The sequence below is a fragment of the Rubinisphaera italica genome (assembly GCF_007859715.1).
Lineage (GTDB): Bacteria > Planctomycetota > Planctomycetia > Planctomycetales > Planctomycetaceae > Rubinisphaera > Rubinisphaera italica.
This window is the reverse complement of the sequence record NZ_SJPG01000001.1, coordinates 6,583,405-6,605,025: the sequence shown is the minus strand read 5'-3', so window position 1 is coordinate 6,605,025 and position 21,621 is coordinate 6,583,405. Positions and strand designations below refer to the sequence as shown.

At 49.0% G+C, this 21,621-nt stretch carries 13 protein-coding genes; 6 read left to right on the top strand and 7 right to left on the bottom strand.

Annotated elements, in window-relative coordinates; genetic code table 11:
* Window position 1: 1 nt before the first annotated feature.
* Window positions 2-1,771 carry an ATP-binding protein gene (locus Pan54_RS25290; protein ID WP_146506208.1) on the bottom strand — a complete coding sequence of 590 codons (1,770 nt, stop codon included), beginning with the start codon at window positions 1,769-1,771 and terminating at the stop codon, window positions 2-4.
* 169 nt (window positions 1,772-1,940) lie between these two features.
* Between Pan54_RS25290 and Pan54_RS25285 the strand changes: the two genes are divergently transcribed.
* Complete coding sequence (locus Pan54_RS25285) at window positions 1,941-3,389, top strand: sulfatase family protein (protein ID WP_146506207.1); 1,449 nt, start codon at window positions 1,941-1,943, stop codon at window positions 3,387-3,389.
* A 21-nt stretch (window positions 3,390-3,410) separates the two neighbouring features.
* On the opposite strand, the gene Pan54_RS25280 is transcribed toward Pan54_RS25285, so the two are convergent.
* The 4 genes from Pan54_RS25280 to Pan54_RS25265 form a co-directional block, all read right to left on the bottom strand.
* Window positions 3,411-5,120, bottom strand: coding sequence for a SpoIIE family protein phosphatase (locus Pan54_RS25280; RefSeq protein WP_146506206.1), 1,710 nt, complete (start codon window positions 5,118-5,120; stop codon window positions 3,411-3,413).
* A gap of 265 nt (window positions 5,121-5,385) precedes the next feature.
* Window positions 5,386-9,327 carry an ATP-dependent RNA helicase HrpA gene (gene hrpA / locus Pan54_RS25275; RefSeq protein WP_146506205.1) on the bottom strand — a complete coding sequence of 1,314 codons (3,942 nt, stop codon included), beginning with the start codon at window positions 9,325-9,327 and terminating at the stop codon, window positions 5,386-5,388.
* A gap of 387 nt (window positions 9,328-9,714) precedes the next feature.
* Window positions 9,715-11,349, bottom strand: coding sequence for an ArnT family glycosyltransferase (locus Pan54_RS25270; protein WP_146506204.1), 1,635 nt, complete (start codon window positions 11,347-11,349; stop codon window positions 9,715-9,717).
* Window positions 11,350-11,470: 121 nt separating this feature from the next.
* Window positions 11,471-12,472, bottom strand: coding sequence for an NAD(P)/FAD-dependent oxidoreductase (locus Pan54_RS25265; protein WP_165441976.1), 1,002 nt, complete (start codon window positions 12,470-12,472; stop codon window positions 11,471-11,473).
* Window positions 12,473-12,773: 301 nt separating this feature from the next.
* Here Pan54_RS25265 and Pan54_RS25260 point away from each other — a divergent pair, with 301 nt between their 5' ends.
* From Pan54_RS25260 to Pan54_RS25245, 4 genes are all read left to right on the top strand, one after another.
* The gene (locus Pan54_RS25260; RefSeq protein WP_146506202.1) at window positions 12,774-13,613 is read left to right on the top strand and encodes an OmpH family outer membrane protein; all 840 of its coding nucleotides are present in this window, start codon (window positions 12,774-12,776) and stop codon (window positions 13,611-13,613) included.
* A gap of 267 nt (window positions 13,614-13,880) precedes the next feature.
* Window positions 13,881-14,372 carry a DUF2752 domain-containing protein gene (locus tag Pan54_RS25255; protein WP_146506201.1) on the top strand — a complete coding sequence of 164 codons (492 nt, stop codon included), beginning with the start codon at window positions 13,881-13,883 and terminating at the stop codon, window positions 14,370-14,372.
* Window positions 14,342-15,013 carry a hypothetical protein gene (locus tag Pan54_RS25250; RefSeq protein ID WP_146506200.1) on the top strand — a complete coding sequence of 224 codons (672 nt, stop codon included), beginning with the start codon at window positions 14,342-14,344 and terminating at the stop codon, window positions 15,011-15,013. Before Pan54_RS25255 ends, Pan54_RS25250 begins: the two co-directional genes overlap by 31 nt.
* A 70-nt stretch (window positions 15,014-15,083) precedes the next feature.
* Entirely contained in the window at window positions 15,084-15,761 is a 678-nt protein-coding gene (locus Pan54_RS25245; protein ID WP_207310220.1) for a hypothetical protein, read from the top strand.
* 231 nt (window positions 15,762-15,992) lie between these two features.
* Here the strand turns inward: Pan54_RS25245 and epmA are convergent, their stop codons facing one another.
* Entirely contained in the window at window positions 15,993-17,006 is a 1,014-nt protein-coding gene (gene epmA, locus Pan54_RS25240; protein ID WP_242631429.1) for an EF-P lysine aminoacylase EpmA, read from the bottom strand.
* Window positions 17,006-17,710 carry a YkgJ family cysteine cluster protein gene (locus Pan54_RS25235; protein ID WP_146506198.1) on the bottom strand — a complete coding sequence of 235 codons (705 nt, stop codon included), beginning with the start codon at window positions 17,708-17,710 and terminating at the stop codon, window positions 17,006-17,008. The genes epmA and Pan54_RS25235 overlap by 1 nt, the downstream gene beginning before the upstream one ends.
* 1,035 nt (window positions 17,711-18,745) lie before the next feature.
* Here Pan54_RS25235 and Pan54_RS25230 point away from each other — a divergent pair.
* On the top strand, window positions 18,746-21,601 hold the full coding sequence (locus Pan54_RS25230; RefSeq protein ID WP_146506197.1) for a ribonucleoside-diphosphate reductase subunit alpha: 2,856 nt from the start codon (window positions 18,746-18,748) through the stop codon (window positions 21,599-21,601).
* Window positions 21,602-21,621: the final 20 nt, after the last annotated feature.

Genomic DNA, 21,621 nt, shown 5'->3' with positions numbered 1-21,621 from the left:
ATTATCCTGCATCTCGAGTCTGATCGATTTTCTTAGATTTGAGTTCGTTGGCTTGATCGACCACTTGTTGTACGCGTTGACGGGTCCGTTCGATCGTCTGATACTCGAGGGAATCCTCCTCATTGGAAGACTTCATCTGAGGTGTAACCTCACAGGGAAGTCGAACCACAAACACACTCCCTTTGCCGAACTCACTCTCAACAGTCACTTCACCGCCAAGCAGTTTGCATAGTTCCTTGACAATCGAAAGTCCAAGTCCTGTTCCTTCGTATTCACGCGTTAACAAATTATCCTGACCTGGCATGTGCTTGGCCTGTCGAAACTTCTCGAAGATCCGCTCCTGATCGGCCAGCGGAATTCCGATGCCCGTATCGGCAACACTGATCTGTATCAACTCCTGATGATTTTGAAGTGAATCGTTATCGTAGGCATTGCCTCCACTTGTTAAACAAATCGGAGTCACCACAGCCCGCACGCGACCTCCCTCCGGCGTAAACTTGACTGCATTGGAGAGCAGGTTTGTCAAAATTTGCTGAATTTTGCCTGAGTCCTGGTGCAATGGTGGCAAATCCTCAGCACAAAACCAGGTCATTTCAATATTCTTGCGATCAGCCAGTGGCGAGATACTCAAGCAGAGTTGCTCGACAATTTCTTCAATCGAAAAGCGGACAGGATGGATCTCCATCTTACCACTTTCAATTTTTGCCAGATCAAGAATGTCGTTAATCAATGACAACAGCCGTTGACCGGAAGTCGAAATGTTTTCGAGATACCGCTTCTGTTTATCTTCCAGGTTGGAAGCAGATTTGAGTACATCGCTGAATCCTAAAATGCTGTTCAGGGGCGTACGCAGTTCGTGGCTCATCGTTGCCAGGAATTCATTTTTCAGCTTATTCATTTCAAAAAGTGACAGATTCGCCCGAGCCAGTTCGTCGACTTTATTATCGAGATTCGAGTTGGCATCTTTCAATTCATCCTGCACTGTCACAAGGTGGCGCAACATCCGGTTGAAAGCATGACTCAATTCTTCGAATTCATCGCCGGTGCGAATGTCTGCACGCAAATCGAGGGTGCCTCGTGCAATTTCATCACTGATATCTTTCAAGTAGAGAACGGGCTTCACAATCACATAGCGGACAATGGCATACGCCGCCACCATGGCCAGAAATGATGTGACGATGGCCATGGCAATCAGAATGGCATTATTCTTTGCGAGACGACTTTTTGTTTTGGCCAGCGGAAGAGAAATTTTCACCATCCCCAGCAGGTCCCCTTCAGCAGCATTCGGTCGCTGATGATAGTGGCAGGTCAGGCAGGACTTAGAGGCTTTAACAGCCGCGTAATATCGATACTCCTGCTTGTCTGGTAAAGTCAAAATGAATTCGGAGTCGCCAGCGCGAATGCGGGATAGCGCCTCGTATCCTAAAGGATCGCTGGGGCGATCTGCGGCATCGGCTGTGGGATCGGACTTCAGCAATCGCCAGCGATAATCTTGAATTTCGACAGGCTTTAAAAAACTGGCCATCTCTTCAATGGAATTGAGATGCTCATCCCCAACATCGACCGCTTTCCAGTGCTTTTCCATAATGATTGGCGCGACCAGAAGTTGAGCAGTCTCCTTGTTTTGATTCTCAATAATACTGGCATTCAACTGCGCATAAAAATAAAAGCTGCCAGAAATCAACAGCATCAAACCACCTCCAAACAGAAATCGACATTTCCGTTCGAGGCTCGTTTCACCAAGCAACCGTTTTATTGTGCGATAAGACATGCGTGTATATTAGAAACTTAATCTCATAAATATTGACACCGGAATTGTTTCAGAGGCTGAACTTTGTTGCAATGTGAGTTCTGGAGAAGGTTTTTCATTCTTCCCAAAACAATCATGATCTCATCTTTTCTAGATCCTATCTTTTCAGCATGTCGACAAGGTGCTCATTATGCCAGTCAGATGTCGTTTTCTTTGTTCTGCTCTTGGATGCATTTTAAGCATTTTGCAAGCATTCCAGCCAGTCGAAGTCGGGGCAGCCCCCAATGTTCTGATTATCATGGCAGATGACTGTACCTACAACGACTTACCGCTTTACGGCGGGAAAAATGCGAAAACACCACACTTGGATCAGTTCGCTAAGGAATCATTAACCTTTAATAAGGCCTATCTGGCAGAAGCAATGTGCCAGCCCTGCCGAGCGGAATTGTTTACCGGGCTCTATCCGATGAGTAATGGCTGTGCCTGGAATCACTCGGCCAGTCGACCAGAAGTGATCAGCCTGCCACAACACCTGAAGCCTCTCGGCTATCGTGTTGGCATTGCTGGCAAAGTTCATGTCAAACCCAATTCCGTGTTCCCGTTCGAGCATATCGAGGGATTTGATCCGAGTTGCGTTCGAGATCCGACTCAGCAACATTCTCTGGCTGGCATTTCAGAGTTTATGAGCCGAGACAATTTGAATCCGTTTTGTCTGGTTGTTGCACTGGTCGATCCCCACGTTCCCTGGGTGATGGGGGATGCGAGTCAGTATCCGCCTAAGAAAATCGAACTTCCACCAACTCTGGCCGATACACTCGTCACGCGACAGGACTATGGACGATATCTAGCAGAAATCACTTATATGGACAGTCAGGTCGGAGAAATTCTGGCTGAGCTGGCACAACTCAATCTCACCGAGGAAACTCTTGTCCTGTTCACGTCCGAGCAAGGTTCTCAGTTTCCAGGGAACAAGTGGACCAACTGGGACACCGGATTGCATACCGCTCTAATCGCCCGCTGGCCCGGAAGGGTTCCGGAAAATCAACGGACAGACGCACTGGTACAATATGCAGATGTCGTTCCGACCATCCTGGATCTGGCAAATGCAGAACCGATCTCAGCAGTTGATGGTACGAGCTTTAAGGAAGTGCTCTTCGGAGAAAAAACAGAGCATCGTAAATACGTTTTCGGAATTCACAATAATATTCCCGAGGGCCCCGCTTATCCGATTCGCACCATCAGCGATGGAGAATATCGATACATCCAGAACTTGCTGCCGGATGAAATTTACATTGAAAAACATTTAATGGGTAAGCAGACTCAAGGAAAATTAAATAATCCATACTGGCCAACCTGGGTGTTCACCGCCTGGAATAACCCACACACTTATGAATTGGTCAAACGCTACACCCACAGACCAAAAGAACAGTTTTATCACACCGCTTCCGACCCTTATGAAATGACGAATCTGGCAGAAGAGTCCCAATTCACCAAGGAAAAAGAACTCCTGAAAAGTGAACTGGAATCCTGGATGAACTCTCAGGAAGATCCTGGAATCCCCGTGGATACTCATGAAGCGATTCAAGCCGCAAAACAGGGTCAGCATCTGTTTGGACCAGGTATCAGAAAAAGAGAATAGAGTCCCCTGTCCTCAATTAATTTATGTCGGCGAGTACTTGAAGGCGACGACGCAGCGGTCGTCTCGTTGCGGCAGGCCTCCGCTGAAATCAACGGTATCGTTTAGAACGTAATTGACGAGTTGCTCGGGAGTGAACGATCCTTTGGGACGAGCGAGCAGCAGTCGCTCTCTGCCGTACAAATTGTGCTGAGAATCTTCCGTCTCCGTGATGCCATCGGTGTAAAGCAACATTGAAGAACCGGGTGATAACTCAAGGGTAGTTTGCTGGTATTCAAAGTCTCCACCAACACCGAGCGGCAATCCCGAGTAATCTCCTTCGAGATATTCACTGTTTTTTTTGTGATGGATAACGGGTGGCAAATGCCCCGCATTCACAATGACAGCTGTATTCGATCCTGGTTCCAGAACAACAATTACCAGGGTAATAAACCGAAACCCCAGACTGCTCTCCAGCAATTCCCGATTCAATTCCGTGAGTGCTCTGGCAACCGACTTCTGAGCCACCAAGTGATAACGGACGGCTGAACACAACCGGGCCATCAGCAGAGCCGCAGGAACTCCTTTGCCGGAAACATCCCCCACGGCGATCGCTAAACGACCATCAGGCAGACGCACATAATCGAAGTAATCTCCACCCACCTGTTGAGCAGCCTGGTAGAAATGCCAGAATTCAAAATCAAGGAAAGAGGGCTTTTTATTCGGCAGAAATCCCAATTGAATTTGAGTCGCGACTTCGAGATCCCGTTCCATTTCCCGACGATGCACAATCTCGGCATGCATGTGAGCATTCTCAATCGCTAACCCTGCCTGACAGGAGACACTCACAAACAAATCAAGGTCATCCTGATTGAACGGTTTCTTCAAGTCCTTTGTCGTTAACTGAATGGCTCCGAAAGCCGAACCTTCACCTCCTGTGAGTGGCGAACACATCATCGAACGGATTTCAAGCATCGAAGCAGACTCGCTATCTCGAAAGCGAGTATCATCTCCCATATCTTCACTGAGAATGGCTGATAGACTTTCAATCGTCTGCCGAAAAACAGTGGAACTGAATTTCTGATCGAGTGAAACCTCGCCCTTGGAATTTCGTGCCGCTTTTACGATTGGCTCTTTTGATTGAGCATTTGTGAGCAGAACCAGTCCCATTTCCGATTGTGGAAAAAGTCGGAACAAACAATCCAGTGTCTTCTTCATGACCGTGGAAACATCCACAGTTCGGCTGAACAGACTGCTCAGTTCGAGCAAAGCTCGCAGTTTAACTTCGGGACGAACATCGAGGCGGCGACTGATACTGCCTGCATTCAGTGAAGTAATAATCGATGAGGAGGATTCCAGATGATCGAATTCGCCTACATGCTCGACCGTGGCCTGTCCACCTGGATGTGTACCACGGGGGTCGTTATACGATAGCTCATCAGCCATCGTCGCATCGATCATTGGGATTTCATCGAGATATTCGAGCACAATATCACAAATACGAATCCGATCCCGGTTCGCCACCTTTTGCAAGCCTGAAACCATCTTGCCGTTCACATGGGTGCCGTTCCTGCTGCCCAAATCTTCTATGACGAAGTTTGTTCCCTGACGAATTAACCGGGCGTGTTGACGGCTGATCGCGGCATTATCGAGCACGACCTCGCAACTCGGATGTCGTCCCAGCACGATTCTCTCGCTAAGCAACTCGTGCAACTCACCGGGGCGACTCCCCTGGACAACACGCAAAAATGCCACAATACCCCCTGCTCCTATTCCAGCCCCAATAATTCCATCAATCTATTCTACCGTTTCTCAACCACTCCCTGCAAATGCCACTCATACAGCCTCTGCGAGATGCTTGAATTTTGCTATTTTCGGAGGAATCGACGAAGCATGATAAAATCACTCTGGGGTGGCGGGGGCGCTCCGCTTTAGCGGAAGCCCCCGAAAGTTCAGCATATCGGGGGCTTCTCTTCGAGAGCGCCCCCGCCACCCTGATTTATTAAGCTTCCGCTGGCCGTTATCGTGTCGCTTTTTTCCACTGACGATCCAATCGCTTCGGTGAAACGGCTTGCGATGTTCCCAGCTGCTGAGCGAACAGTGAGACCCGGTATTCTTCAACCATCCACCGGAAAGCAATTACTTCGGGATTATTGGCCTGCTTTGAAGTGACAGCTTCAATCGTGCGTCGCCAGTAGGGTTCAAGTTCTGAATATGCCCGACGATCTTTTTCGAGACCGGCATTCTTCAGTTTCTCACTTCGAGTTTTCATGCCCTGGAGATATCGCTCGTAGTGCATCAATCCTTCCCAAGGCTGTGTGGTTAGCACATTGGCAGGGAAGAGCAGTTCGAGTTGTTGTCGCATATCCTGTTGAGCATATCGCCAAGAGGGAGCCTTCAAAACTTCAATTTCTTTGATCAATTCCCGATACAACTTCGCAATTGGGCCAATTACGTTGGCAACATCCTGAACCGCGACAGTAATCCGATTCGTCGCCGTCGTTAGAAATTGACGATACTCCGCCTGAGTTCGCGGCAGTCCCGAAGTTGCTGCAAAAGCCCGGGCAGCGATCAGAAGTATCAATTGTCCCCGTAATTTTTCAAAAGGCTGATGAGCAGTCCCCAGCATTTCTAGTTGTTCGATATTCGGAAAATGATCGACCTGATGCTTTACCTTCGATTGCGATTCTTTCAGAAACAACCGATACAAGCCTTGCCGTGTTGCAGCAGTTGCTCGTTCGGAGGTCGGAAAAACGCGAAGATTCACATGTTGTCCCGCATCGAACAGAGCCGGGTAACCGGTTACAACGTAGTCCCCTCTTGAAAGGGTAATCGTCTCAGGCAGGTCTTCAAAATCCCAAGTCGTTAAGCCGTCGCGATGCCATTTCGACTCCTTTGCCAAAACCTCAAATGCAGGTCCTGCTGGTTTTTGAGGAGCAGAGGAATTCGAAGTTGTCTGAATTTTCAGACCGTGCTTCTTCTTGAGTAAATCAAGATCGCGACTCGAACCGAGAATGGCCCCCGATTCATCGGTCACGCGAATGTTCATCCGCAAATAGTCCGTCAGAGCAGACAGATCAAAATCATTGGGAGCGACCGATTCTCCTGCGATTCGTGTTAACGATTCTGCGACGGTGGTCAGAAATGCTCCCTGTCCATATTTCATTTTTGCGACGACTTCGCGAGCGGTATCGGGAGCAGGGACTAGTTTTGTGCGGACCGATTTTGGCAGCGACTTGATCAGTGCAGCGATTTTCTCTTCCAGCAAACCCGGAACTAACCAGTCGAGTAAAGCCTGTTGTAGGTGTGGCAGTTGCGACTGCGAAACCGTCACCGTAACGCCATCTTCCTCTTCACCTGGTTGAAGCTGATAGGAGAGCGGTAATCGCAAATTTTCGAATACGAGAGCATCGGGAAATTTCTGGCGATCGAGCGACTCTTCTTCATGCTCGATGAAATCATTGACATCCAGATACAACAGTTTTGGTTTCTGCTCCTCGGCTGACTTCCGCCACTTTTCGAAGCGGGCAACATCGTAAATTTCATTCGGAATTTTTTCTTCATAAAATTCCATAATTGTCTGTTCGAGGGTGCCGTAATCCTGTCGACGAACCTTTGCCTGCAAACCTCGCACTTCTTCAATCACCTGCAAATTATGAGCCAGGAAATCGCCTTGAGTGTCGATCTCGCCCAATGTCAATCCATCGCGAATCATCAGTTCCCGAGCCTGATCGGGATCGGTTCGTCCGAGGGGAACCCGTCTGCGGGGAATGATGGTCATTCCGAACAGGGTGACTTTTTCCCACGCCAAAGCCGCCCCGGCATCGCGATCCCAATGCGGCTCGCTCTGTGTCAACTTCACAAGATGTTTCGCAAGCGGTTCGATCCAGGCCGGGTTGATCCGAGCACAAGTTCGTGCAAAACGCTGTGAGGTTTCGATGACTTCGGCGGACATCACCCATTTTGGCTTCTTCGAGAATAATCCCGAACCGGGCCAGAGAAATCGTTTGGTCCCGCCTGAGCCGACGTATTCTTTTTTATCGTCGAGAAAAGCAATATTCGAAAGCAGTCCGGTCATCAAAGCTCGATGGATGGCATCTTCATTATCGCGACGTTTCTCGACCGGCAAGTTGGCTTCACGCACCAGTTGCAGCAGTTGACGATGAATATCGCTCCACTCGCGGAGACGATTCATATTCAGAAAATTCTGGCGACACGCATGCCGAAATTTGGAATTGGAAAGGTCTTGCTTGATGTGCAGATAGAAATCCCACAGTTTCAGATACGATAAAAAGTCAGAGGACTCATGCTGGAACGGTTCGTGAGCCTTGTCGGCTGCCTGTTGGAACTCAACTGGTCGATCGCGAGGGTCCTGAATTTCGAGCACGCTGGCGATAATCAGAATTTCATTCAGACACTGCTCATCGTGCCCAGCCAGAATCATGCGGCCGATTCGAGGATCGACCGGCAATCGAGCCAGTTGACGTCCAATCTCGGTCAACTGCTGTTGATCATCGATGGCACCGAGTTCGTACAGGGTTTTATGACCGTCACGAATCATTCCCCCGCGAGGCGGATCGAGAAATGGAAACTGCTCAATCGCTCCGAGTTTCAGAGAGATTGTCTGCAGAATGACCTGTGCGAGATTTGTCCGCTGAATTTCAGGCGGCGTGAAATCTTCGCGGCTGTCGAAATCTTTTTCTGAATAGAGCCGAATGCAGATGCCCGGGGCGACACGTCCACAACGCCCTTTGCGTTGATTGGCCGATGCTTTTGAGACCGGCTCAATCGGCAGTCGCTGCATTTTTGATCGAGCCGAGTAGCGACTGATGCGGGCCGTCCCGAGATCTATCACCGATTCGATTCCCGGTACTGTCAAAGACGACTCAGCCACATTTGTCGCCAGCACAATGCGGGAATTTCCATGAGGTTGAAAGATCTTCTGCTGTTCTTTTTCAGAGAGTCGTCCATACAAGGGCAAGACTTCGAGAGTCCGTCGCGTCCCCAGAGTTCGCGTCAGATGACCACGCAGAACTTTGGCAGCTTCGCGGATTTCCCGCTCTGTCGGCAGAAAGGCGAGAATATCACCCTGCGATTCCAGCGAAATTTCATCGACGGCATTCGTCAGTGCCGTTCGCCAGTCGAAGTCGCCCGATTCTTCATCTTTTTCTGGCGGACGATATCGCAACTCAACCGGGTAGGTTCGTCCTTCAATATTAAGAACGGGAGCAGGCTGACCATCAATCGTAAAGTGCTCGCTGAATCGAGCGGCATCAATCGTGGCAGAGGTGATGATGAGTCGAAGTTCCGGACGTTGTGGCAATATCCGTTTGATGTAACCGAGCAGGAAATCGATATTCAACGAGCGTTCGTGAGCTTCATCGATGATGATCGTATCGTACTGATTCAAAAACCGATCCCGCTGCGTTTCAGCGAGCATCACGCCATCGGTCATCAGCTTAATGTATGTGGTTGGCTGAGTGGTATCCGTGAATCGGATTTTAAAACCGACATATTCACCGACTGAACTTCCCAACTCTTCGGCAATGCGTGTCGCCACGGAACGGGCCGCCAGGCGGCGGGGTTGAGTATGTCCGATCACTCCATAAACACCACGCCCCATCTCCAGGCAGATTTTCGGCAGCTGAGTCGATTTTCCAGAGCCGGTTTCCCCGCAGACGATCACAACCTGATGTTTTTCAATCGCCGATTTGATTTCCTCGACGCGGCTATTGATTGGCAAGTCGTCAGCAAATTTTGGCTGAGGCAATGCGAGCCGGCGTTGCTGAGCCCGTTCGCAGGAAGTTTCTAATTGCTTGACCAGCATCGACAAGTCAGACTCGAATCGTTTTTCATTCTTCTTGGCCCGTTTCAATTGGCGCAATCGCTGTCGCAGCCGATGCCGATCACTGAACATCGTCTCTTCGAGTTGGGATTCGTATTGTTGGGGATTAAAACTCATGAAGGATTGGAGGGAACTATACCAAGTTCAATTTGAAAGCCGGATAAATAAGAACACATAATAAAAATGAATATTTAATTTAGAGGCACAGTGGACACGGAGAAGTCTTAAAATCCAAGGCTTACAAAGAATTTGATTGTTTTGCCTTACCAGATCTTTCCGAAAATTTCTCAGTGTCCTCTGTGCCTCTGTGGTTTTAATCTTTCTCAAAATCTTTTCCGTAATTTTTGAAGTTTAATTTCAAATTCAAAAACTGTTTTTAGTAATTCAATTCGTAAGTTGAGTTTCGTGATCCGCTAACTTAGCCTTCAGGATACAATATCTGATCTCGAATAAACTCCGGTTACCACATGGAAAAAGATGTAAGTCAGTCATCAAATTGCTGATTCAAAGAGACTTCAACTGGTAAAGCCGATACGAATCGGGTTCTGATTGTTGTATTACTTTTTCATTGTTCAATTGCACGAATCTGCTGGAAGGTGCCTGTTCTGTTTTGATCAGTTCAAATTCGTTCCCAAGTTTCTCCCATTGCTCGTGAAACAAACTTGATTCTTCCGCATGAGGGCCAGTGATAAGAAACGTCGGAACTTTTGTATTTCTGGCAGCAGGCAAAGCGAAATCGAGATGCCCGATCGGTCCGACCAGTCGGTTCTGAGCAGAGATGTGATAAAAAATGGCAGGTTCGCCATAAACATAAAAAATCACCTCGTTCTCACGAAATCCAGCCAGTTGGGCAATTACGCCAGCTCGCTGAACATCCTTTTCAGCGATTGATTTCAGTTCCGTGCGATTCTCCCAGGCAGGAGCCTGCATGATCGGTCCGCTCAATGTCAACAAGCTTAAGATGATAAAACCAAAGTAAGGGAGTACAGGCTTCCAACCTGTTTGCTTTTCTGTTTGTAAATTAGACAGGCTGGAAGCCTGTACTACGGGGAGTTTAGCAGCCATCAAGCCTCCCAGGAGACAAATTCCAATCCACCAGGGCACTACCAGCCGGGGGTAGGCATGATAAAGCGGAATCGCAACCGACAGACCAATACACCAACTGGCCAGCAACCAGCAACCACTCGGAGAAATCATTTTTGTATTGATCGCCGGGATAATTCGTACCAATGCTGAACGGTTCCAGGTCAGAAATCCGACACAGAGCAGACCTGCAATGCTCGTCCAACTCGATAACTCATATTGATTAAAAATCTGCCACTGCAAAGCCGGTAGCCACTCGCCCAGGCCACCGAAGTATTGTCGATGATTGGCGGCCACTGCCGAGTAGCCTCCGAATTCATCGAGCGAAATCATGTAAGGCAGCCAGAGGAAAAATGCGACACCGACGATCAAAAGCCAGTGCAGGATCAACCATTTCCATTGTCTCAACGGTAAACGCGAAAACAACGCCCAGCCGGTACTGCCGGAAATGATGACGGCCAGCGATAGCCAGCCGTTGTATTTTGTTAGCCACGCCAGACCAGCCATTAAACCACTGAGCAGAGCGAGCATGATCGAGCGTTTGGAAAAGCGAGCCTCTGCGTTTTGTTCCAGACAGGTGCAATGCGCCAGCGAGACCGAAAGCAGCATGAAAAAGCAGAGGACTGCTTCCGTTAAAGCAGTCCGCGAGTACAGGATATGCACATCGTTGGTGGCCAGCAAAATCGCGGCCGAGAGACCGCATAGCGGTCCACCAAGTTTACGACCCATCCACCAGATGAGCGGAATTGTACAGATCCCCGCCACCAGACTTGGCAACGCAGGAACCCAACTCGCCTGACCAAAAATCAGGAGCGACCATTCAATTAAAGTCGGCAATAAAGGGGGTGCATAAAGGTGACGATCCGGGTAGCGATACCCCTCATCAGCAGTGAACCACAGATTCGATGCGTAAACGCCTTCATCAAAATGTTCGACCGCAATCGCCGACAGATCCCAGCAGCGAAGAAGCATTGCCAGCAGCGAAATCCCAATCACGAACAGGATCTCTGCACGAACAATGGGACAGATTTTCGTAATGGGACAACTGGCAGACAAGAAAGATTCCAACTTGATTCGTGAAAGAGTGTTATTTATTTACAAGCACGAAGCGCAAGCGAGTGTGTCTAAACGACTTTAATTACACACTCGCTTGCGCTTCGTGCTTGTATTGCGAACTTTATAGAATCCGATCCGCTGCAGAAAGCCCACTCATGTAAGCTCCCTCGACACGAGCTTCGTGACACCAGTCGCCACAAATGGTGATTTGATTCTCGGAATCCTGAAAACTTCCTTCGGAAAGTGGATTTCTCGGAATCGCATACAGCCAGCGATGCGTGCTGGCGTGGACCGGTTCAGGTAAGGATTTTCCGAGTGCTGCTGTGAAAGCGTCGAGTAATATTGGTAAAACCGTTTCGTGTGTGGCATCGAGATATTCCTGAGACCATTCGGAGGAAGCGTGCAGCGTCCAGCATTCGTATCGAGAATTTCGTCCCGGCTTGCTGTTTTCACAGGCAATCCAGCGCAGTGGGGAATTCTGAACGAATGCGGCTCCAAATTCGACAGATAGTGAAGACTCAAATGCGAGCATCACACAGCGGCACGGATCCATAATCACCGTATTGCATACGTTATGGAGACTGGAATTCTCGGGTAGCAGGTTGATCGCCTGAGCTGGAGGAATTGCCAAAACGATGTGATCAAAAACTTCAGGTTGTTCGATGAATTGGTTAGAAGAGAGGTCTTCAGCGACAATCTGCCAGCCCGAGCCGGTTTGAATGAACTGAGAAACCCGCTGACTGCAACGAATCTCCAAGTCATTTGCCAAGGCTTTGCAAAGTGCATTCATGGCGGGATTACCGACATAGCGAGGGCCCTGTCCGGGCGCTTCTGAGATCTGCCCCTGTTCCAAGCTGACAAACGGCCCTTCCCAAATGGTCACAAAATCCTGTTGCATCCATTCCTCGACCTGCTGCTGAAAAGCAGGATGCCGGGCGGTGAAATATTGAGCACCATGATCAAATTGCAATGACGGATCGGAAGTTCGTCGCACAGACATCCGCCCGGATACGCCGCGACCTTTATCGAATAGCGTAACTCGATGCCCTTTGCTGGCCAGCTCTCGTGCACAAGTCAAACCAGACAAACCGGCTCCGATGATCGCAACGTGCTTCGACTTCACAGCAACTCCTGAACTTGGATTCTCATCTCGCATTGAGCTTCTTTTTACTTTCCTAAGCAAAAATGAAGAAGCTGAGGACTTTCTATTCTAGTTAATCTGAGCGATAAACTGGATATTTCCGCTGTGACTTTGCTGCAAAACTCGGGAATTCCCATTACACTCCAACAATATTACTCGATTTGACGTAAATTTAGAGGAATACTCTACTTGATTGGGATGAGATCCTGTCTGTTAAGATGCATCCCTCAATCAATTTAGCTCTCCGATTACAATAAATGGCCGCGAGAAAGGCATCCGGAATATGATTCGCGTTTTTAACTTCCTCTCACTGACTTTAGCTTGTGGCATTCTGGCTGGTTGTGGTGGTTCTGAACCTGCTGGTCAAAGAGTAGCAATTGTCGACTTCGAAGAAGTCTTAAAGGGAACAGGACTCGATAAGGATATTTCTCAGGTCGTTCAGCAAAGCGAAGCTCAGATTCGAGGGAAACTGGCCGAGTTTCAGAAGCAACTGGAAGATCAGTTCGCCGCCAAACGAAAAGAGTTTGGAGAAACTCCAACTCCGGAACAAGAGCAGGAACTGCAAGCCTTTTTCAATGAATTGAACGCTCAAAACCAGCGGGCAACCAATCAGACAAACCAGAATCTGCAACAGTTTCAACAGACGATCTCTCAACAAATTCAGGAGCAGATCAAAGGAATTTGTCTGGAACTGGCTGAAGAGGGAAAATACGACCTCATCATGGCCAAGTCCCCCTTCTTCCTGGCTTATTCCGATTCTATTGACCTCACCGCTCAAGTTGTCGAGCGGATGAATGCCAAAATCGCCGAAGCGGATGCGGAAGTGACTCCTGAAGGATCAGCAATCCCGGGAATTCCCGGGATGTCTCAGGAATCCGGCTCTCCAATTGCTCCGCCACCAACTCTCACCACGCCTTCGATGCCCGAAATGCCCGCAGTCCCAGCTGGTACTTCAACGCCAAAACCAGCCGGAACATCGACTGAGACACCCACAACTGAAGCACCCGCAGGTCCTCCTGCCAGCACAACATCACCGGAACCTGCGACAACCAGTTCAACACCGGCTCCGCCGGCAGCGACCTCAAGTGAATCGACCCCGGCTCCAGAAGCAACGACAGATTAAATTCATTTTCATTGATAAGCAGGGGGGCTGGGTTCGTAGCGAACCGCAGCCCCCAGTGAGTTCATTTCCAAATAAAAAGGCGAGCCGAGTTAACTCTGACTGCGATTTCGCTAGAGACGCATAATGATCCTGAGAACACCCGTGCCTTAACTGGCACGGCTCGCCAGATCTCCAGATTCCTGTTTTCAAGCGTATTTGCTAGTTGGGAATTGTAATTCTGACACGGAATCGTCTTATTTTCTCTCTGAAAAACCGCTTTTGACTCTAATGTCTTCCCCCGATATAACTCCAGTCCCCAAGGAACTTCGGCCTACACCAATTTCGCCGAATTCCGCTCCCTTCCTACTGACTCCCTTCCTTCGAATCCTGTTTGTCGTTCTTGGCTGCGGTTTGATCGCTGGCTTTTGTCTGGCGTATTTCCTTGAACCGTCTCCCCAAGGTTTCGGCACCCACCAACAGTTGGGATTACCTCCGTGTTCCATTCAATTTTTGTTCGGAATCCCCTGCCCGAGTTGCGGGATGACGACCAGCTTCGCCTGGTTTGTTCGCGGTCGGATTTTCGAATCAATTCATGCCAACATCGCAGCGACTTACCTGGCAATGATCTGTCTGCTGCTGATTCCGTGGCTAATGATCAGCAGTTGGACGGGCCAGCTGATGCCTCGTCGCAAACTCGAATATCGGGCACTGATTCTGCTCAGCAGTTTTCTGCTCGTCTCGGTCGTCCAATGGGGCGTGCGGATTGGCTTCGCGTCCTGATGGTCCTGCTCACGATCTGTATTGTGGGGAGCCAGTCCGGCTGTTCTCTGCTCGTGATGGCCAACAAAATGTTTTTGGGCGATCCCAAAATCAAGGCTCAATTTAAGCAGCGGACGGGCGTTGATCTGATTGATGAAGAAAAGCGGGTTTTAGTCGTCTGCTCGACACCCGAATTCCTGCGAACCGAACACTCAGCTGTCGGACGTGATATTATCGATGGCATGTATCGCCGGTTCCGGTTGCATGAAATTGATTGCGTTAACCCCAGTGATGTTGATGGCTGGCTGGGTCGCATTGGCGGAGTCTGGGATGATGCCAGCGAAATTGCTCAGGAATTCGATACTGACTACATCATTCATATCGAGATTGATGAAGTTGCTTATCTTGAGGAAAACAGCCCAAACTTCTATCGCGGAAATGCCCACGGCATGGTTAGCGTCTATGAATCTCGAAAAACAGGTGCCGGCCGTGGTGCCTTCCTGATCTTCCAGCACGAATACAAAAGCCAGTATCCCATCCACTACCCCATGTCGTCAGATAACATGTCGGAACGAACCTTCGCCGAGAAGTTCAACAAACGCATGGCTGACGAACTGGCTCGCCTCTTCTACGATTATCGCACCAGCGAAAGCGTCGATTAATTTCGGTGTTCAAGCCCCCTCCAATTCTCCTCTCTGTTCGACTTAACTATAACACCTGCGGGAAATAACTATGCGTGACTCCAGTCTCATGACCGTCATTCGCAAAGCGACTCTACTCACCTTTCTGATTGGTGCAGTCTCTTTAACCGGCTGCAATTATGCCATTCTGCTCGGATATCTGATTGGAGGCCCTCCCAGCATTGAGCCCGATTTCGATGTCCAGACCAATAAGTCGATGAGCGACAAAGAAGTCTCGGTCTGTGTGGTCGCATTCGCACCAACTAATCTGAAATGGGACTTCCCCAAAATCGATCACGAGCTTTCTCGCTATGTCGCGTTCCGACTCGTCGAGCATGAAATCAAAGTCGTCAATCCCGATCAGGTCAAAGCCTGGCTCGATTCTCATCCCGACTGGGACAAACCCGAAGAGATTGGCAAAGCCTTCGACTGCAACTATGTGATCTACATCGACATGAACGATTTCCACCTCTACGAAGAAAACAGCACAACGCTCTATCGAGGACGTTCAGAAAACTACATCAGCGTCATCGAGATGGATGAAGATGGTTACGGTGAAAAGATCTACAGCAAGGAAGTCAATTCGAAGTACCCCATCCGAGCTCCACGTTCTACTTCGGAAATGTCACTCGATACTTTCAAACGCGAATACCTCTCCCGCCTCAGTAAAGAAATCGGCTGGCTATTCTTCGAACGCTTCAACGGCGACGATATTCCCGATGCCGTGTAGGTTACAAGTTAATTTGTTTTGCTGTTCAACCAATAACCCAAAATAAAAATCGAATTAGCAACAAACTCGACAAGTTCGGTAATACCATCAATTCAATGAAATGAGCAATAGATACATTGGATTTCCTTGAATAACCTGGCATACAATTTTGTGAGAATATTTTTATTGTGAAATACTCTTTCGATTGAAATCAGCCAGGCCGGCAGAATGCCTGTCCTACAGTTATCGTTTTCACACACGCGAAAACGGAAAGGCCTGCACCTGATCAATCGATTTACAATCTAAGGCTAACATCAGTAAACGATCGACGCCTAATGCAACCCCCGTGCAATCGGGCAAGCCTTGTCGCATGGCTGAGAGTAAGTGGCGTGTCTCGGGAAGTGGTTGTAATCCCTGATCGATTCGTAACTGATTCTGAATGATATTTCGCCGTTCGAGTTCTTCAGCATCGAGCAGTTCCCGATATCCATTGCTAATTTCGATTCCATCGAGAAACAACTCGAACCGCTCAGCGACGCGAGGATCAGTCGGCGAAACTCTTGCCAGAGCTGCCTGTGAAACCGGATAATCGTAAACAAAAACAGCTCGCTGTTTTTTTAACCAGTCTTCGACACAAGCAGTCAGGAGCAGATCACACCAGAAGTCTTTGCCTTCATTTTCACCCTTGTGATTCACGGGAATTTCATCTGGAATCGTACGTTGAGCAACCTGGATCATTTCTTCTACCGTGCATTCCAGAGGCGAGATATTTAGCGATTTTTGAAAAGCCTGCTCATAACTGACGCGCACAAATCTGGCTGGCAAACCCTCAATCAACACGGAATATCGCAGGACCTGTCTACTAAGTGATTCAATAAAGTCCATCTGTTCAATTTGATCAATTCCGACGGCATACCATTCGAGCATGGTGAATTCCGGGTTGTGCAATCGTCCGGTTTCATCACGACGAAACGCTTTGCATAGTTGATAAATGCGTTCCGCTCCTGCGACAAGTAGACGTTTCATGCAGAACTCGGGCGAGGTTTGCAAATAGGCTTGCACTGGTGACGTCGATGATCCATTCGAAAGTTCCACAACAAACGGATCGAGATGTGCATCGATCACTGACTCGCGACAGAGCAGTGGTGTTTCCACTTCGAAGTATTCATGAGATTCGAAGTACTGTCGAATCTCTCCAAGCAGTTTTGCACGCATCTTTAACGTAGAAAGGGAAGCCGCAGGGAGATGCAGAGAATCCTCGTTCATCACGCACATCGCCGTTTTTGAGCATCATAAGCAGACATCTTCAGCACATATGGCTCTTCATCGGCAAAAGCTTCCTCTGAAATTGGCTGTACACGATTCTGATAAACATTGCGAATGAAATCGGGAAAGACAGACCAGGGGCCGACTTTCTGATTCCACAACTTCGCGATTTGCTTAAAGAAGCGAGCTTCATAACGTGCGATGACCAGATCGCTGGTCCCGTTTATGGGATCGACATCAGCCGGGGTCCACTGCCGTGGACAGAGTTTGAATTCCGGTTGATGATCTTCTCGACCATACTCCGGGACTGGATGAATGATAGGCAATTCATTTTCAACATCGAACTTCGTTGGAAACACACGACAGGCGGAGGGACGTGCGTGATAAATTCCACATTGCGATTGCCCGAGGGGATGATCCTTATCGGGTGGCGTTTCCTTCAGGAAAGAGCAGCAGGTCGATTTCTTAAAGATGCGACTCTGTTCGTGTTTCAGACAAATCACAAAAGGCGTTTGAGGTTCATCCTGGAAGAAGAAGTGAGGAGCATAGTCGGCTGCGATCGAACCTTCGGGATCCTCCCAGCGGCAACCAAAGTCCCAGAACGTCTTCCCGGTTTCCCGCTCCAGGGTCATCATATCGGCACCGTTAATTGGTATCGCAAATGAGCGACAACAACCGGCATGACAGCCCTGACAAATACTCATGATTTCACTTTCCGGGGTGAGTTTGTTCCACAATTCAGAACGAACACCATGTCCGCGCAAGTTACACTCCCTTCTTTCGATATCGTCACAACCGTTACAAACGTCACAATCAAAGCCAAGGCATTCCTGAGATTTGAAAAATTATCTAAAGTTTATCATCGAAAGTTCACTGAAATGAAAACTGCTTGTCTAAACTTGCTGTAACTTCAATGCTATCAGCATGTTGCTATCAGTTGTCGCCCACGAAATGGACTCCATCTTGCTTCAAAGGTGACACCTCCGAAACTCGAAATCCAGAATCTCGTACACTATTAATCGCGTGCCAATTTCTGGTTATCAACACGTTGTCGACAGGTTTAAATCTGGAAACTCAATGAGAGAGTACAACTTACGAACTTTTCCACAAAATGGATTTATCTCTTGTGGTATAAAATGTCGAGACATACAATATTTAGTGTTGACAGTCTTCACGGTTCCTTTATATTGGGGCCGTCAAACACAATCACATCTCAGCTGCAAGAAGTAGTTCTGGTTCAGGATACGTGTTTTACAACTCAGACTAAGCGTTCAACAGATCTGAGTTCATGCGTTATTTTCATCATAATGCATCCGATTTTGTACAGTGTTCTTATGTTTACTGTCGATAACAATGACAGAATGGAGTCAGTCGTGCTGAATCTCTTCAAAATGATTGCCGTTTCCTATTTTCATCCAGGGCATGGCTTCGTATCTGGAGCAGGGCAGACATGATCATTTCCGCGTTCTAGAGCATCTTCAATAATTCTCTGCAGCATACGGCAGGAGCAAACACAGCGTTTTGCTGTCATTTGATTCTCATGCGACTGCAGTAACCATTTGAAAATGGTCTGGCGGATTGCCGATTCGCGTTTCTGGCAGGTGATCAATTTTTTTACACCGTTGTTCACGACGCTACCGGTATGCGCGGATTTGCACGAGTTGAGAGAGAAGTAGAGCCAGCGGAGTTTGGTAAGTTCAGGCAATTGGAATCAATTTTTTCAGAGGAGCTGGTCGAATATGGTTCGCCCGCAAACAGATTGGATCGTTCGTAAACGAGATGGCCGAGTAAGTTCTTTCGATATGGGCCGCATTGGTCGGGCCATGGAGAACGCTTACCGAGCCGAGTTGAATTTGGCTGATAAGCAGCCTCTTGATACGGAAGTTGTCGATACAATCAAGACAATTACCCAGGAAGTCGCTGAGCAGATTGCCAATTCCGCCAGTTCCGACAAGGGAGTCGGCGTTGAAGAAGTGCAGGATGCCGTCGAAATGCTGATGATGAAGCACGGGCTTTATCGTGTTGCTCGACGTTATATCGTCTATCGTGCTGAGCATGCGAAGCTGCGGGCTTTGCGGGGTGATGAAGGTTTTGCCGACGAAGGATCCGACCGCGCACAAACTTATGTCACACTCGACGATGGCGTTCGTGTTCCTTTCGATTCCAATCGCATCGAACAACGGCTCGCTCAGGCTTGCGAAGGTCTGGAAGATGTCTGTTCGATCAACGATTTGCAGGAAGAAGTCCTCAAGTCGATTTACGATGGCATTACGACTCGTGAAATTTATCGGGCGATGATTCTGGCTGCTCGTTGTCGGATTGAACGCGATCCCATTTACGATACCGTCGCTGCCCGCCTGATGCTCAACGTCATTTATCACGACTCACTCGGCAGTGCCCCTTCGGCTAAGAAGTTGCCTCAGGTTTATCGCAATCAGTTCGAACACTATATTATCGATGGCATCACAGCCGAGCGACTCTCGCCAGACCTGCGGGAATTCAATCTGACCGAACTGGCAGATGCACTCGAACCTGAACGCGATCATCTCTTTCAATACCTCGGCTTGCAGACCATTTACGATCGATATTTGATTCATGTCGATGGTCGTCGTATCGAATCGCCTCAGTTCTTCTGGATGCGAGTTTCGATGGGACTGGCTCTTAATGAAGGGGAGCTGAAAGAGCAGCGGGCGATCGAGTTCTACAACATTCTTTCCTCGATGCGATTCACATCTGCAACTCCGACATTATTCAATGCCGCCACACCGCATCCGCAATTGAGTTCCTGCTACCTGTCAACCGTCGATGACGATCTCGAAGATATCTTCCGCCTCATCTCCGATAACGCCAAGTTGTCCAAATGGGCTGGCGGACTCGGAAACGACTGGACGAATATTCGTGCGACCAACGCACACATTCACGGCACCAACGGCCAGAGTCAGGGTGTGATTCCGTTCCTGAAAGTCGTCAACGACACAGCCGTCGCGGTAAATCAGGGTGGCAAACGCAAGGGAGCCGTCTGTGCGTATCTTGAATCGTGGCATATGGATATCGAAGATTTCCTCGATCTCCGCAAGAACACTGGAGACGATCGCCGCCGTACTCACGACATGCACACCGCTAACTGGATTCCCGATCTGTTCATGAAACGCGTGGAAGCCAATCTGGAATGGACGCTGTTCAGTCCCGACGAAGTTCCCGATCTCCACGACCTGACCGGCAAAGCCTTTGAAGATCGCTACACCTATTACGAGAAGTTGGCAGCCGAAGGTGAACTGCGATTGAGCCGAAAAGTCAGTGCCATGGAATTGTGGAGAAAAATGCTGACTCGCCTCTTCGAAACCGGACATCCCTGGATTACGTGGAAAGATCCGTCCAATGTCCGCTCGCCTCAGGATCATTGCGGAGTCGTTCACAGCAGTAACCTGTGTACCGAAATTCTGCTCAACACCTCCGAAAGTGAAACGGCTGTCTGTAACCTCGGCTCTATTAACCTCAAGGTTCACGTTCGCGACGGAAAATTCGACCTCGACATGTTGCAGGAAACGGTCACCATTGCGATGCGTATGCTCGACAATGTGATCGACATTAACTTCTATCCGACTGATCAAGCCGCCAATGCCAACAAACGGCATCGTCCGGTTGGTCTCGGCGTGATGGGCTTCCAGGATGCACTGCTGGCACAAGGCTTGAGCTATTCCAGTGATGCAGCAGTCGAATTTGCAGATCGCAGCATGGAAGCGATTTCCTATCATGCGATTCTGGCTTCTTCCCAACTGGCCAAAGAGCGCGGTCAGTATTCCACTTACGAAGGTTCGAAATGGGATCGTGGCTTATTGCCAATCGATACCCTGGCCGTCCTCGAAGCAGAGCGTGGTCAGGCGATTGATGTCGATCGCAGTGCCTCACTCGATTGGACACCCGTTCGGGAATCTGTCGCCAAGTACGGCATGCGAAACAGTAACTGCATGGCGATTGCCCCTACCGCAACGATCTCAACGATCATTGGCGTTTCACAATCCATCGAACCGAGTTACAAGCATCTGTATGTGAAGAGTAACCTCTCCGGGGAATTCACACAGGTGAGTACTGTTCTTGTTAACGAGCTTAAAGATCGTAATCTCTGGGACACTGACATGCTCGATGCCCTGAAGTATTACGACGGCATCCTCTCCGAAATTGCTCGCGTCCCAGCCGACATCAAAGAGCGATACAAAACCGCTTTCGAAGTCGAGCCTCACTGGCTGCTCGAATGTGCCGCCCGTCGTCAGAAATGGATCGACATGGGACAATCGCTCAACCTGTATATGCAGGACCCGAGCGGTAAGAAACTGCACGACATGTACTTCGCCGCATGGAAGAAGGGCCTGAAAACAACATACTACCTGCGTTCATTGGCTGCGACTCAGGTGGAGAAGTCGACTGTCGACGTCAACAAATTCGGCATCCAGCCCCGCTGGATGAAAAACAAATCCGCCTCCAACGACATCCGCCTCGACCGCCCCCACGCGGAAGAAGTAGCCGTGGAGATTCCCGCGACGATGGTTGGCCAGGTTTGTGATCCGAATAATCCGGACTGTGAAGCATGTCAGTAGGCGTTGGGCGTTAGTTGTTA